This window comes from Clostridium sp. TF06-15AC, from assembly GCF_003481165.1.
Lineage (GTDB): Bacteria > Bacillota > Clostridia > Lachnospirales > Lachnospiraceae > Otoolea > Otoolea fessa.
Genome location: NZ_QUKS01000003.1, coordinates 330,346 through 344,103, shown reverse-complemented (window position 1 = coordinate 344,103; position 13,758 = coordinate 330,346). Strand labels below are relative to the sequence as shown.

Genomic DNA, 13,758 nt, shown 5'->3' with positions numbered 1-13,758 from the left:
TTCCTGAAGGATGAAAGATAGAGAGTAGAAGAAATTCAGTGTGCAGTTTTGAAGATATGTAAAGAAGACCGTTGTACAGAAATGTATGACGGTTTTTTTGTGTAATAGGAAATTCCTTGGAAGTCCCTATTACACAAAAAGGCACTAACGTGCCAATGATGCGCACTCGCGCGAAGCAGAAACATGTCGCAAGCGACCGCGCTCGGCGTGAGAATGTGCCAAGGTACATTTTTTGCCAAGATTATATGAGTTCTGAACCAGAAATTTAAGGATGCGTCATGCTGCTCATGCAGCGAGAAGACGTAACATCCGATGAAAAGAATAGATTTTTCGATTTTTTTGAAAAAGTAGTTGACATTTAAAATATAATCGGTTATACTTATCTACGTTGTTGGAAAGCAATATTCCTCGATAGCTCAGTCGGTAGAGCACGCGGCTGTTAACCGCGCTGTCGTAGGTTCGAGTCCTACTCGGGGAGTTTTTTGATCCATATACTTTATGGACCTTTAGCTCAGTTGGTTAGAGCAACCGGCTCATAACCGGTCGGTCCCGGGTTCGAGTCCCCGAAGGTCCACTCTACCCAATATGAGGTAAATAAATAATTTAATATTTGGCCCGGTGGCTCAGCTGGTTAGAGCGCCGCCCTGTCACGGCGGAGGTCGTGGGTTCGATCCCCATCCGGGTCGTTTTGATACGACTGTTATAAATTGGTTCGCGTAAGCGGATTGAGGGACAGAGTATCGTAATGGGGTCTTAGCTCAGCTGGGAGAGCATCTGCCTTACAAGCAGAGGGTCACAGGTTCGAGCCCTGTAGGCCCCATTTAATTGTTGGAAAGTAAGAAGAATTTTTGGTTGATATATCGATATAATTTGAAATAAATCAACAATAAAAGAAATTTAAAAAAATCTAAAAAACAGTTGACATTCTTCAGAATGAGTTGTATAATATGACTTGTTCGTTAAGAATAAAAAGTATGTGTGTGTAGCTCAGCTGGATAGAGCACTTGGCTACGGACCAAGGTGTCGGGAGTTCGAATCTTCTCACGCACGTCGATTTCTCTGGTTGTCAGAGAGCAAAAAGCATCCTTTTGAGGGTGCTTTTTTTGTGTAATAGGGAATTCCAAGGAATTTCCTATTACACAAAAATGCACTAACGTGCCAATGATGTGCACTCGCGCGAAGATGCAGGTTGTCGCAAGCGACGCGCTCGGCGCGAGAATGTGTCAAGGCAGCAACTGTTCACAGGTAGGAATTTTCTGAACTGAAAATTCCGTACGATACAGTTCTGGCAGCAGATTTTGTCGATTTGGAATGTGCAGTATCGGCAAAATCCCGTTGATGGGCACACGTGTGCGAACCGTAACCCTGAGCACATTCTTTATTCCGTTTACGACAGCCCGGAATTGACTTTTTACCGCATGACCGATATAATAATAGGGCTGTCCCTATCAAGGCAGATAGCTTTGCGGTTTCTATGAAAGACCGCGTGGAGGAATTATGAAAACAGAATATCTGATAAAAATTGGTTCTGTCGCGAAATGGCTGGTGCCGTTTTTTGCAGCGGTGGCGCTGCTGAACGCGTAGGTTTTAAGTGGGCAGAATAAAATAGAAAGGCTGGGAAGAAGCTGGGAGATGCATCACGGATTCTGACACAGCGGAAAGGAGAAGAGATGCAGTTAGTTCAGTTAGATATGAAGCAGATATCGAGCGAGGCAGAGATTTACGACTGCCTGGTCGGTCAGATGAATTTTACCAATGCCGATGAAAAACCGGAATGGATGAATGTGATTGAGATGAACGAGCGGGATCCGTATGAGATGGATACAGAAGAACAGCCGGAGGATCCGGAGTTTAAGAAAATTCTGGAGACACCGGAGAAGACATTGGATGGTCTGGTACAGATGCTGGCTGCCCGCCTGGCAGATGATTACTGCCTGGAAGTAATCCGGGATGAAGCGGCGGATGATGAGAAGAAAGAACTGGAAAAACGTCTGGAACGCGCACTGGAAGATGCGGCGCGCACAATCGATGAAAGAGACGGGAAATTGTATGCAATACTTGAGGATACAAAACCCATGGCATTCTCCGTTATCTGATGGGCCGGAAGAAGGATTGATTCCGTGTGAGGTGGTTCGGTCTTCCCGGAAGACGATCGCCATCCAGATCACGGCGGAAGGACGCCTGGTACTCCGGATTCCGAGGAGGGCTTCGGTGCAGGCTGCGATGCGGTTTGCCGAGGAGCACCGCGACTGGATAGAAGTCCATTATAAAGAAGCGGTGGAACGCCAGAGGAACCGGAAAACATATGGAGCGGAAGAAATCCGAAATTTCACAGAAAAGCTGCGCCCGGTGCTCATGCACCGGGTTGCTTTATATGCGGCGTGCATGGGCGTAACTTATGGAAAAATCACAATCCGGAACCAGAAAACGCGTTGGGGAAGCTGCAGCGCAACTGGAAACCTAAATTTTAACTGGCGGCTGGCACTTTTGCCGGAGGATCTGATGAATTATGTGATTGTCCATGAGCTGGCACACCGGCTGGAAATGAACCATTCCGCGCGTTTCTGGACGCAGGTGGAGAATATACTGCCGGACTGGCGGGAACGGCGCAGGCGGCTTAGGGAGTATGTGATATAGAAAAGAAGCACAGACATAGATGTACTCTCGGAATCTTTCTGTGCTTGATTTTGTGAGATGATTTTTTGTCAGTTGTGACCAAATTTCTGAGGCGTACGCGGTGCGTACGTTGATGAAATTCGGGTGCGGCTGGCGGAAAATCAGCCACAAAAGCAAGTGCAAAAAAGACTCCGAGAGTACATCTAGATAATAGGAGGAACAAAATGGCAGAAGAAGTCTGGATGCTTCAGACCAAGAAAGCAGATTTTAAGCAGATCGGGGCGCGGTTTCGGATCGATCCGGTTACGGCGCGTATTATCCGGAACCGTGGGATCGAAGGAGAGGCGGCGATCGACCGCTATTTAAATGGCACGCTGGATGATCTGTATGATCCGATGCTGTTAAAAGATATGGAGCGTGCCGTTTCCATCCTGTGCGAGGCTGTGGATACTGGAAAGAAGATACGGATCGTCGGTGATTATGATATTGACGGCGTCTGTTCGACGTACATATTATTGCAGGCATTTGAACGGCTGGGCAGTGATGTAGATTTTGAGATACCGGATCGCATCAAGGATGGCTACGGAATCAATGAATCGATCATCGAACAGGCGCACGCGGACGGCGTGGAGGTGATTCTGACTTGTGACAATGGTATTTCCGCGTTCCATCAGGTGGAGCTGGCGAAGAAATATGGCATGACGGTTGTCATCACGGATCATCATGAGGTGCCCTTAGATGGGGAAAAAGAGAAGATTCCCCCGGCGGATGCGGTGATCGATCCGAAACAGGCAGACTGTCCGTACCCATTTCCGGAGATCTGCGGCGCAGTGGTGGCGTACAAGCTGGTGCAGGTTTTATATGCCCGCCGGGGCGTGCCGCAGATGGAATGGCTGGATTTGCTTGAATTTGCCGCGATTGCGACGGTCGGTGATGTGATGAAGCTGCAGGATGAGAACCGGATTCTGGTAAAATACGGTCTTAAAAAGATGGCGCAGACCAAAAATCTAGGGCTTCGCAGACTGGCGGAGAAAAATAATCTTGATCTGGGGGCAATCACAGCATACCATATCGGATTTGTCATTGGACCGTGCCTGAATGCGGGCGGACGATTAAAAACGGCAAAGGAAGCGCTGGCGCTTCTGCGGGCGCAGAGTGAGGAAGAGGCAGAACGCCTGGCAGAGGAACTTAAGGAATTAAATGATACCCGCAAGGATATGACCGAGCAGGGGACTGAGGCGGCGAAGCTGCAGGTAGAGAGCTGGTACCAGAAGGACAAGGTGCTGGTGGTCTTTCTGCCGGAATGCCATGAATCGCTGGCGGGCATTATTGCAGGGCGCCTGAGGGAATATTATCAGAAGCCGGCGATCGTGCTGACGCGCGGCGAGGAGGCGGTCAAAGGCTCGGGACGTTCCATTGACGAGTACCATATGTTTAAAAAGCTGACAGAGGTCAGCGATCTGCTGCTCAAATTTGGCGGGCATCCGCTGGCAGCCGGGCTTTCGCTGGAAGAGAAGAACATTGACGAGTTCCGGCGCAGACTGAATGAAAATGCGGGGCTGACGGAGGAAGATTTTAAAGCGAAAGTCTGGATCGATGTGCCGATGCCGGTGGGATATGTGACAGAACGCCTTGTGAGGGAGCTTTCCTGTCTCGAACCGTTTGGACAGGGCAACGAAAAGCCGCTGTTTGCAGAGAAATCACTCCGCATCCGGGCGAGTCGCGTACTGGGGCGCAACCGGAATGTCGTAAAAATGACGCTGGAAGAGACAGACGGACACGCGATCGAGGCGCTATATTTCGGTGACGGAACGGCGTTTGAGGAAGAGCGCGCCGGACGGCGGGAGATCGACGTCGTGTATTATCCGGACATCAATGAGTACAATGGAAGAAAAACGCTGCAGGCGGTGATCCGCCGTTATAAATTCCGGGGGTAAATGGCATGATAACGAGAAAAGATGTGATGCCGGTCAATTTCCTGAAAAAAGAAAAATTTACCGGAAGTGATACCGGGATGCGCTACCGGATGGAGATGACAAAGCGCGAAGTACCGAAAGAAGACGGCGCAGATGGCGAGACGGTCGAGGAGACAGTCCTGACTGTGACATCGTGGCCGGAACCATATGGATACGACGCAACGCCGGAAGAGGAGAAGACCCGCGAGGAATTTCCATTTTCGGAAGAAGGAATTGTGAGCGGGGTAGAGTGGCTGAACGGGCAGCATGCGCGGTATGTGAAGCCTGAAAAATAGACGGTTGCGTGAACAGAAAGAGTGAAAAAGTAGAATGAGTTGGAAAAAGACATTTTATGAGGGGCTAAAGAGCGGTATCCCCATTGGACTGGGGTATCTGCCGGTCTCCTTTACGTTTGGCTTCCTGGCGGTGTCGGGCGGTCTGCCGGTCTGGGTAGCAGTTTTTATATCGCTGACGAACTTAACGAGCGCCGGACAGTTCGCAGGGACAAACCTGATTCTGGCGGGGGCTGGGTACTTTGAGGTGGCATTGACGACGTTTGTCATCAACCTGCGCTATATGCTGATGTCACTGTCCCTGTCCCAGAAGCTCGATGAAAAGACGGGAACCGGGGCGCGCCTGGCACTGGCATTCGGCATCACGGATGAGACGTTTGTCGTCAGTTCCCTGCATCCGGGCATTTTGAAAGCGTCGTATATGCTGGGACTTATCACGATGCCGATTCTGGGGTGGAATCTTGGAACCTGGCTGGGAGGCGCGATCTCGGCGGTTCTGCCGCAGGCGCTGCAGAATGCGATGGGAATTGCCCTGTACGCGATGTTTATTGCACTGATTCTGCCGGCGGCACGCAAATCGCGGTCGGTGTGCTGCGTCATCATTCTGGCAGTTGTGATGGTGTGCATTTTAAAATATGTTCCGGTTTTTGCCGGTATTTCCTCCGGTTTCCGGGTGATTCTGGTTACGATCGCGGCATCGGCGTTCGGTGCATGGAAATTCCCGCATGATCCGGACGGTAAAGAAGCCGGTCAGGACGAGAGTCAGAAAGAGGGGGCAGAATGATGAATACAGCAGAGGCAGCAGGAGCAGCCGGAACACTCGATATGAAATACGTGCTGACCTGTGTCCTTTTGATGGCACTGGTTACATATATTCCACGTGTTCTTCCGGTTACGATTTTCCGGAAACAGATCCGTTCGAAGTTTATCCGAGCTTTCTTAGATTATACGCCGTATGCAGTGCTGGGAGCATTGACATTTCCGGATGTATTTACCTCCACAGGACACCTCTATTCGGCGGTCGGAGGAACGATCGTAGCGGTGATTTTGGGATATAAGGGAAAGAGCCTGGTGGTAGTGGCGATCGCGGCGATTGTGACGGTTTACCTGCTTGAGATGGCAGGCGGAGCCGGTCTTTTGGCGTCGCTTTCATTTTAAGAAAAATTTAAAATGAATATGCGCGAAAGCGCGGGAAATTCATCATAAATAAAAACGAAAGGTGCAGACAAGATGATTACAATGAAGGGAGCCGCTGTTTCGGCAAAGCTGAAAGAGCAGGTGGAAAAAGGGCTGGAAACCCTGACATGGGTGCCGAAACTGACGATTATCCGGGTGGGCGAGAATCCGGATGATATTTCCTATGAGAAAGGCGCAACGAAGAAGCTGACATCGTTCGGGCTTGAGGTGGAATCGAAGGTATTTCCGGGAGATATCTCGGACGAGGCATTTAAGAAGGAGTTTGCAGCGGTCAATGCGGATGCGTCGGTGGACGGTATTTTAATGCTGCGCCCGCTTCCAAAACAGATCAACGAGCAGGATATTGAAAAAATGATCGATCCGGCGAAGGATCTGGACGGTATTTCCCCAGTCAATATCGCAAAGGTGTTCAGCGGCGATACGAGCGGTTTTGCGCCGTGTACGGCGGAGGCAGTGGTATGCATGCTGAAAATGAACGATATCGCGCTTTCTGGCAAACGGGTGGCAGTCGTAGGAAGAAGCATGGTTGTGGGACGCCCGCTTTCGATGCTGCTTCTGCATGAAAATGCGACCGTGACCATCTGCCACTCGAGAACCGCCAACCTGCCGGAGGTATGCCGGGAGGCGGATATTCTGACTGCCTGCGTGGGAAAAGCAGCGATGATTAACCACACTTATGTAAAAAAGGATGCGGTTGTCATTGACGTTGGGATCAATGTAGATGAAAATGGAAAACTCTGCGGCGATGTGGATTTTGCCGATCTGGAAGGAACTGCTTCGGCGGCAACCCCGGTTCCGGGCGGTGTCGGCGGCGTGACGACGGCGGTTCTGGCACAGCATCTGGTGCGCGCAGCACGGATGAAACAGGAAAAAAATAGTAATAAATAAGCGAAAGAAAGTTAAGAGAAAAGCAATACATTTCCTCTCGTTTTCAGGTATAACTTATAGTAAGAATGACAGTGTACCAGCAGTTGTTCCGGAAGGTCCGAACTCATTGTGGGGTGGAACTCACGGATGAAACAGAAAAACGGGAGGAATTTTTTATGAGAAAAATGGGGATGATGCGAAACAGGATGGCATTTCTGCTGGCAGCAGGCACGATGACAATGACGTCGGCGGCAGGTCTGGCAGGTTGTACGTCCGCACCGGCATCGGTGACGGTGCAGTCGGCGGAAAATACGGGGATCACGGTGACGAGCCAGGAGAAAATCAAGGCGGAGCCGGATATTGCGGAAATTACCTACAGTGTCTATTCACAGGCGGCGGATGCGAGCACCTGCCAGTCGGAGAATCAGACGGATTTGGATGCGGTTCTGGCGCTTTTGAAGGAAAAGGGAATTGCAGATACCTCGGTGCAGACGAGCGGTCTGGGGCTGAATCCGATCTATGACTGGGACAATGGCAAGAAGATCACTGGTTATGAGATGACGACGGAGGTGGTTGTATCGGATGTTGCGATTGAGGATGCAGGGGCGATCATCAGCGATTCGGTCAATGCGGGTATCAATTCGATCGATTCGGTCCAGTACCAGTGCAGCAATTTTGATGAGATTTATCAGGAAGCGCTCAAAAAAGCCATTGAGTCGGCGCGCGTGAAAGCCGAAGCGATGGCGGAGGCAGGCGGCTGCAAGCTGGGAACGATGACGAATGTGCAGGAGTACAGCAGCGGGCAGCAGGCGCGTTATTATGACACTTCTTACAGCAGCGGCATGGCGATGAAGGAAACGGCGATGGAAGATGCGGGTGCAGGCAGAAACCTGATGCCGGGGCAGGTGGATGTTGAGGCAGAGGTGTCGGCTACGTTTTCCATTCAATAGGGATCAGCTGCATGAAAGGTTGTCTGGTTTCGGAGGAAAAATCGGATTTTAAACAGGAAAAGGGAATAAACACAAATTGTATAAACCTTCGCATATCTGGGATACTAACAGTGTGAAATGGATGGTCGGAAACGGCTGCTGTTTTATGAGAATGTAGAACAGAATGCGGAGGTTTATTTTTTATGTGGGGAATGATAACCGCGCTGGTTTCCGGCGCACTCATGAGTATACAGGGCGTGTTTAATTCTGCCGTGATGAAACAGACCAGCATGTGGGTATCGGCTGGCTGGGTGCAGATAAGTGCGTTTGTGGTTTGCCTGCTGATGTGGCTTTTTACGGGGCGCGGCGCGGTATCGGAGCTTTGGCAGATCGAACCGCGGTATATGCTGACCGGCGGCGTGATCGGGGCATTTATCACGTACACGGTCATCAAGAGCTTTGACGCGCTGGGACCGGCAAAATCAGCGCTTCTGATCGTCGTGGCACAGATCCTGGTGGCGTACCTGATTGAGGTGTTTGGCTGGTTCGGTGTGGAGAAAGCGGGATTTGAGTGGCGCAAGGCGATCGGAGCGGCGGTTGCGATTGCGGGGATTGTGATTTTCAGATGGGAATAAAAATTTTCTGCTTGTGTTTAAAGGGGGTTTTGGTTAGAATAGAATTACGGACAAAACGCGCCTCGGAAAAAGAGGGGTGCAGAAGATGAAACAGACAAATCAAACAGTAAATCGGAAACGATGGATGCGAACAGGGGCAGTCGGCGTGGTATTTTTGGCGGCTGTTTTGTGTTTTGGTGTGCAGAGCCGGCGAGAGAAGCAGACGGTGGTGCTGGAGACGCAGAATAGTTTTTCAAAAGAAGTGGATGATTCGCAGGAAAGCTCTGAACGTCCAGCAAAACGGTCAAACGGCGGGTCAGTGGATGGGGATAATGAAGCAGCAGAGAACGCTGCACCTGAGGGGCAATCAAAAGAAAATCCCCAAACGCCGGAACCGAGAATCCTATATATCCACGTCTGCGGCGAGGTAGCCGCACCGGGCGTCTATGAGCTTCCGGCGGGCAGCCGTATGTATGAGGCGGTTGAAAAGGCGGGCGGGATGACGTCGGAGGCGGCGCAGGAATATGTAAATCTGGCGCAGGCGATCGAGGATGGACAGCAGCTTCGGATTCCGAGCCGGGAAGAGATTCGGAAATATCAGGAAACAGGGAAGGATGTCTCCGGGTTTCTGGGAGCCGGAGGCGCTGCTGGGAATGGCAGCGAGTCAGCTTCGCAGAAATCTGGAAGTAGTGCAGCATTGATTAATTTAAACACAGCTTCCAAAGAAGAGTTGATGACTTTAAACGGTATCGGCGCGGCGCGGGCGGAAGCGATTCTTTCTTACCGGGATCAGAAGGGCGGTTTCCGGACGATTGAGGATATTATGAAGGTGCCTGGCATCAAGAACGCGGCATTTCAGAAGATAAAAGATAAGATTACAGTATAGAGAGATAGAAGCATAGTGGTTGAGGTGGAGAATGGCGAAGGTATTAGTGGTAGATGATGAAAAATTAATAGTAAAAGGAATCCGTTTCAGTCTGGAACAGGATGGATTTGAAGTTGCCTGCGCCTATGACGGGGAGGAAGCGCTTCAGATGGCGAAGGAGATGGAGTATGATATGGTTCTTCTGGACGTGATGCTGCCGAAGCTGAACGGATTTGAAGTCTGCCAGGCAATCCGGGAGTTCTCCGAGATGCCGATCATTATGCTGACCGCAAAAGGCGACGATATGGATAAGATTCTGGGGCTGGAATACGGCGCCGATGATTATATCACGAAGCCATTTAACATTTTGGAAGTAAAGGCGCGCATCAAGGCGATCCTGCGCCGCAATTCCAAGAAATCGAGACAGGAGCCGCAGCAGACAAAGAAAGTCATCGAGGCGGGCGATCTGACGCTGGATTCGGACAGCCGCCGGGTCTTTATCGCTTCCCGCGAGATCAATCTGACCGCGAAGGAATTTGACCTTCTGGAGCTCCTGGTGTGCAATCCGGGCAAGGTTTACAGCCGCGAGGAGCTGCTGCGCTTTGTCTGGGGCAACCGGGCGGCGGCGGGCGGCGATGTCCGCACCGTAGACGTTCATGTGCGGCGGCTGCGCGAGAAGATCGAGCCGAGTCCGAGTGATCCGAAATATGTACATACGAAATGGGGCGTGGGGTACTACTTCCGGATTCGGTAATGTAGAAAAGAACTCAGAAGAGGATGAAAGGGGCGCTGCAGGGGAGTGTGTATCCCGGCAGCAGCTCTTTTTCTTTAGGTGACAAAGGCAGATGGGGCAGAGAATGAACGAGGAAAACCAAGAACAGGATCAGAAGAATGAAATTGCAGGGAAGCAGGAAGAGCCGGGACAGATAGTTTCAGAAAAAGTGGAGAAGAAACGAGAGGAAAAACCAAAGAAAAAGCGTCTCCGCATCCAGGGCGCCGCGTGGAGGCGGCTGGATAACACGGCGAAGCTCTTTGCGGCGGTGTCGGGCGAGGATTTAAGCAGTGTATTCCGGATTTCGGCGGTTCTGAAAGAAAAAGTAGATCCGGAGCTTTTGCAAAGGGCGCTTGTGCGGACACTTCCGGAGTTTGAAAATTTCCGGGTGAAGCTGCGGAAGGGATTTTTCTGGTATTATTTTGAGACGAACAACCGGAATCCGGGCGTGGAAGAAGAACAGAGTGCACCGTGCCGTTTCATTGATCCGCACCGGGGCGCGCGGTTCCCATTCCGTGTGAGCTACTATGGATGCAGGATCAATTTTGAAGTGTTTCACGGGCTGACGGACGGACTGGGGGCGCTGCGGTTTGCTTCACGGCTTACAGAACATTATCTGGAACTGGTGAAAAAATTGCCGGTTATGGTGCAGGAGCGGGAGTTTTCGCCGCTCCGGGAGGACGATTATCTGCGACATTACCGGAAACTGCCGCATCGGCATTATAACAGCAGACCGGCGATTGCGATTCAGGGGGAATTTCTCCCATTTGATCAGATGGCAGTGCTGCAGGGGACGATTGAGGTGTCGGCACTGAAGACGGAATGCAGGAAGGTGGGGGTCAGCATCACCAAATATCTGGCGGCGGTGCTTCTCTGGGCGATCATCCAGACGGAGACGGATGGGAAAACGCTGAAACGTCCGGTGGCGCTCAATCTTCCGGTGAACCTACGGAATTTTTTTGAGTCGGAGACGCTGGCAAACTTCTTTGCTGTCGTGAATATTTCGTGGGCGGCGGGAAAGGCGCCGGAGGCATTGGAAGAAGTGATTGCGTCTGTGAGTCGCCAGATGGATGAGCAGATCGTGAAGGAGCGGCTGGAGGAGACGATCTCCTACAATGTGTCGAATGAGAAAAAATGGTATGTGCGGGCGATCCCGCTATTTGTCAAACATCTGGCGATGCAGTTGATTTTTCTGCACACCAGCCGCGCCCACACGATGACATTTTCCAATATCGGACCGGCGCAGGTTCGGGAGGAACTGAAAGATTCGATCGAGGGCTTTCAGCTTCTTGTCGGCGCATCGCCGAAGCAGCGGATGAAATGCGGGGCGGTGGCGTATGACGGGAAATTATGCCTGTCGTTTACGAGCGCGATGGCAGAGAACCGGCTTCCGGAGTTTTTCTTTCACTTTTTGGAGGAAAAGGGCATCCGGGTAGAGCGAGAGAGCAATGGAATCACGGATACGGAGCATGATAAAGGACGTTATCCAGTGATTGCCCAGGATCGAGAGCGCGTGCGCCGTGCGGTGCGGGGATTTTATGTGTCATTGGTGCTCGTATCGATTCTGGCGGGGCTTACGAATCTGGCGACTTATCATCGGATTCCGTTTAAATGGTCGCTTCTGACGGCGGGCGCGGCGGCATATGTGGCGATGACGCTACGGTTTTCGGTCATGCGGCATGCGAGCCTGGCAGGAACGCTGGTGCGGCAGTCCCTGGGAATTCAGGCAATTTTGCTTCTGATTGACGCGCTTACAGGGCTTCGGGGGTGGTCGGTGGACTACGCGATCCCATGCGTCGCACTGTTTGAGGTGGCGGCGGTTCTTCTGATGATGTTAGTCAACCGGATGAACTGGCAGAGCTATTTTATGTATCAGATCACAATTACATTTCTGAGCTTTGTGCCGTTGATTTTCTGGAAAATCGGGTGGACGCATCATCCGCGTCTGACGGTGCTGGCAGCAGGTGTGTCGGTGGCAGCGCTGGCGGCGACGGTGATTCTGGGCGACCGGAGTGTGAAGCGGGAATTGAAGAGGCGGTTTCATGTGTAAATGGCAGGAAAATCGGTCACAGTAAAGGAACGATCTATAAAAATACGAAGATTGAAAATTTGGATGAAAGAAAGGGAAGAAGCATGAGTCGGAAAACAGTCAGCATGATAGGCAATCTGACGCGTGATATGATGAGTGACGTGATGGAGACATCGTTAAAGAAGCCGATCCAGACCGGCGAATTCCGGAAAAATCCGGTCGAACCGGCGTGGAGATGTCCGGCGGAATATATTTATGAGCTGGTAAAAACAGAACAGTTTGTGATGGAATATTTGAAGCCGAAGCAGGCGGTGACGGGGCGCGTCATTTTGCAGCTGCACGGCGGCGGGTATATCGGTCCGATGAAAAATATTTACCGGCGGTTTGCGGTTAAGTATTCACAGATCAGCTTCGGCGCGGATGTTCTGACGCCGGACTACCGGGTGGCGCCGGAGCATCCGTATCCGGCGGCGCTGGAGGATGCGGTGTACGCGTACCGATGGCTTCTGGAAGAGAAGAAATACCAGCCGTCCCAGATCGTGGTAGCCGGGGATTCGGCGGGCGGCGGCCTGGCGCTGGCGCTCTGTCTGTATGCGAAAGATCACGGGCTGCCGCTTCCTGCGGGCATTATCACGATGTCGCCGTGGACGGATGTAAGTCTGAGCGGGGCATCGTATGAGGAAAATTATACGATCGATCCACTGTTTGGTAATTCGAAGGAAAATATGTTGTACCAGTGCAGCTACATCGGGAATGCCAATCCGAAAAATCCGTATCTGTCGCCGCTGTTTGGAGATTTTGAAGGATTTCCGCCGATGCTGATGCAGGTGGGCGCGTATGAGGTGCTTTTAGATGATACGAGGGCGGCAGCGAAAAAGGCGCGCGCCGAGGGCGTCAAGGTGCGCTGCTCGGTCTATGACGGGATGTTCCATGTATTTCAGATGGGACTCGACCTGATTCCGGAGAGCCGCGAGGCATGGGAAGAGGTCGCGGAATATCTGCGGATCATCTACCGGATTCATCGGGAGCCGGAGGGAACGGTCGTGAAAAAGGTAAAAACGAGACGCAAAGAGACGGAAGACCGGGCGCGGCTGAATCTGTTGGCATTTTTAAAACGGGAGCTTAAAAAGTGAAGATTACGTTAGTGACAGTAGGAAAAATTAAGGAAAAATATCTGGAGGCGGCGATCGCGGAGTACAGCAAGCGGCTGGGGCGTTACTGCCGTCTGGAGATCGTGCAGGTGGCGGATGAAAAAACGCCGGATAAGGCGAGTGAGCTGCAGGAAGCGCAGATCCGCGACAAGGAAGGCGAGCGGATTCTGGCGCATATCAAGGAGGACGCGTATGTGATTGCACTTGCGATCGATGGAAAGCAGCGTTCCTCGGAGGAGATGGCGGCATGGATGGAAGACCTGGGCGTGCGAGGTGAGAGCCATCTGCAGTTTATCATCGGAGGTTCGCTGGGGTTGTCGCAGGCGGTGTTAAACCGTGCGGACACGAAGATCAGCTTTTCGCGCCTGACCTTTCCACACCAGCTGATGCGCGTGATTTTGCTGGAACAGATTTACCGGAGTTTCCGGATTATAAAAGGAGAACCGTATCATAAGTAGACATAATGCATG

Annotated in this window: 14 protein-coding genes and 5 tRNA genes; all 19 read left to right on the top strand. The window is 51.5% G+C overall.

The genetic code is table 11. From position 1 onward, the window contains the following. Positions 1–405: 405 nt before the first annotated feature. Positions 406–478: transfer RNA gene (locus DXC57_RS09040), tRNA-Asn, on the top strand. Between the two features lie 22 nt (positions 479–500). Then, positions 501–574, top strand: a tRNA-Ile gene (locus DXC57_RS09035). A 38-nt stretch (positions 575–612) separates the two neighbouring features. Next, positions 613–686: transfer RNA gene (locus tag DXC57_RS09030), tRNA-Asp, on the top strand. A gap of 61 nt (positions 687–747) precedes the next feature. Further along, positions 748–820 (top strand) — tRNA-Val (locus DXC57_RS09025). A 156-nt stretch (positions 821–976) separates the two neighbouring features. Continuing rightward, positions 977–1,050, top strand: a tRNA-Arg gene (locus DXC57_RS09020). A gap of 620 nt (positions 1,051–1,670) precedes the next feature. Next, positions 1,671–2,096 carry a hypothetical protein gene (locus tag DXC57_RS09015; RefSeq protein WP_022358685.1) on the top strand — a complete coding sequence of 142 codons (426 nt, stop codon included), beginning with the start codon at positions 1,671–1,673 and terminating at the stop codon, positions 2,094–2,096. Positions 2,097–2,127: 31 nt separating this feature from the next. After that, on the top strand, positions 2,128–2,637 hold the full coding sequence (locus tag DXC57_RS09010; RefSeq protein WP_243101402.1) for a M48 family metallopeptidase: 510 nt from the start codon (positions 2,128–2,130) through the stop codon (positions 2,635–2,637). A 203-nt stretch (positions 2,638–2,840) separates the two neighbouring features. Then, entirely contained in the window at positions 2,841–4,553 is a 1,713-nt protein-coding gene (gene recJ, locus DXC57_RS09000; RefSeq protein ID WP_118492520.1) for a single-stranded-DNA-specific exonuclease RecJ, read from the top strand. A gap of 5 nt (positions 4,554–4,558) precedes the next feature. Then, positions 4,559–4,867, top strand: a complete 309-nt coding sequence (locus DXC57_RS08995; protein ID WP_107001309.1) for a hypothetical protein — start codon at positions 4,559–4,561, stop codon at positions 4,865–4,867. 34 nt (positions 4,868–4,901) lie between these two features. Further along, complete coding sequence (locus DXC57_RS08990) at positions 4,902–5,648, top strand: AzlC family ABC transporter permease (RefSeq protein WP_117796867.1); 747 nt, start codon at positions 4,902–4,904, stop codon at positions 5,646–5,648. Positions 5,649–5,689: 41 nt separating this feature from the next. Further along, entirely contained in the window at positions 5,690–6,022 is a 333-nt protein-coding gene (locus DXC57_RS08985) for an AzlD domain-containing protein (RefSeq protein ID WP_118524759.1), read from the top strand. A gap of 72 nt (positions 6,023–6,094) precedes the next feature. After that, positions 6,095–6,949, top strand: coding sequence for a bifunctional 5,10-methylenetetrahydrofolate dehydrogenase/5,10-methenyltetrahydrofolate cyclohydrolase (locus DXC57_RS08980; RefSeq protein ID WP_118652155.1), 855 nt, complete (start codon positions 6,095–6,097; stop codon positions 6,947–6,949). A gap of 155 nt (positions 6,950–7,104) precedes the next feature. Continuing rightward, complete coding sequence (locus DXC57_RS08975; protein ID WP_243017868.1) at positions 7,105–7,878, top strand: SIMPL domain-containing protein; 774 nt, start codon at positions 7,105–7,107, stop codon at positions 7,876–7,878. Between the two features lie 182 nt (positions 7,879–8,060). Next, on the top strand, positions 8,061–8,492 hold the full coding sequence (locus tag DXC57_RS08970) for a DMT family transporter (protein ID WP_022359281.1): 432 nt from the start codon (positions 8,061–8,063) through the stop codon (positions 8,490–8,492). 85 nt (positions 8,493–8,577) lie between these two features. Continuing rightward, entirely contained in the window at positions 8,578–9,357 is a 780-nt protein-coding gene (locus DXC57_RS08965) for a helix-hairpin-helix domain-containing protein (protein ID WP_118652153.1), read from the top strand. A 31-nt stretch (positions 9,358–9,388) separates the two neighbouring features. Continuing rightward, positions 9,389–10,090 carry a response regulator transcription factor gene (locus DXC57_RS08960; protein WP_118468546.1) on the top strand — a complete coding sequence of 234 codons (702 nt, stop codon included), beginning with the start codon at positions 9,389–9,391 and terminating at the stop codon, positions 10,088–10,090. A 91-nt stretch (positions 10,091–10,181) separates the two neighbouring features. Then, on the top strand, positions 10,182–12,158 hold the full coding sequence (locus tag DXC57_RS08955; protein ID WP_243101399.1) for a DUF6320 domain-containing protein: 1,977 nt from the start codon (positions 10,182–10,184) through the stop codon (positions 12,156–12,158). An 83-nt stretch (positions 12,159–12,241) separates the two neighbouring features. Next, entirely contained in the window at positions 12,242–13,270 is a 1,029-nt protein-coding gene (locus tag DXC57_RS08950; RefSeq protein WP_107001314.1) for an alpha/beta hydrolase, read from the top strand. After that, positions 13,267–13,746: a 23S rRNA (pseudouridine(1915)-N(3))-methyltransferase RlmH gene (gene rlmH, locus DXC57_RS08945; protein WP_022359275.1), complete on the top strand. Its 480-nt coding sequence runs from the start codon at positions 13,267–13,269 to the stop codon at positions 13,744–13,746. The genes DXC57_RS08950 and rlmH overlap by 4 nt, the downstream gene beginning before the upstream one ends. Positions 13,747–13,758 lie beyond the last annotated feature (12 nt).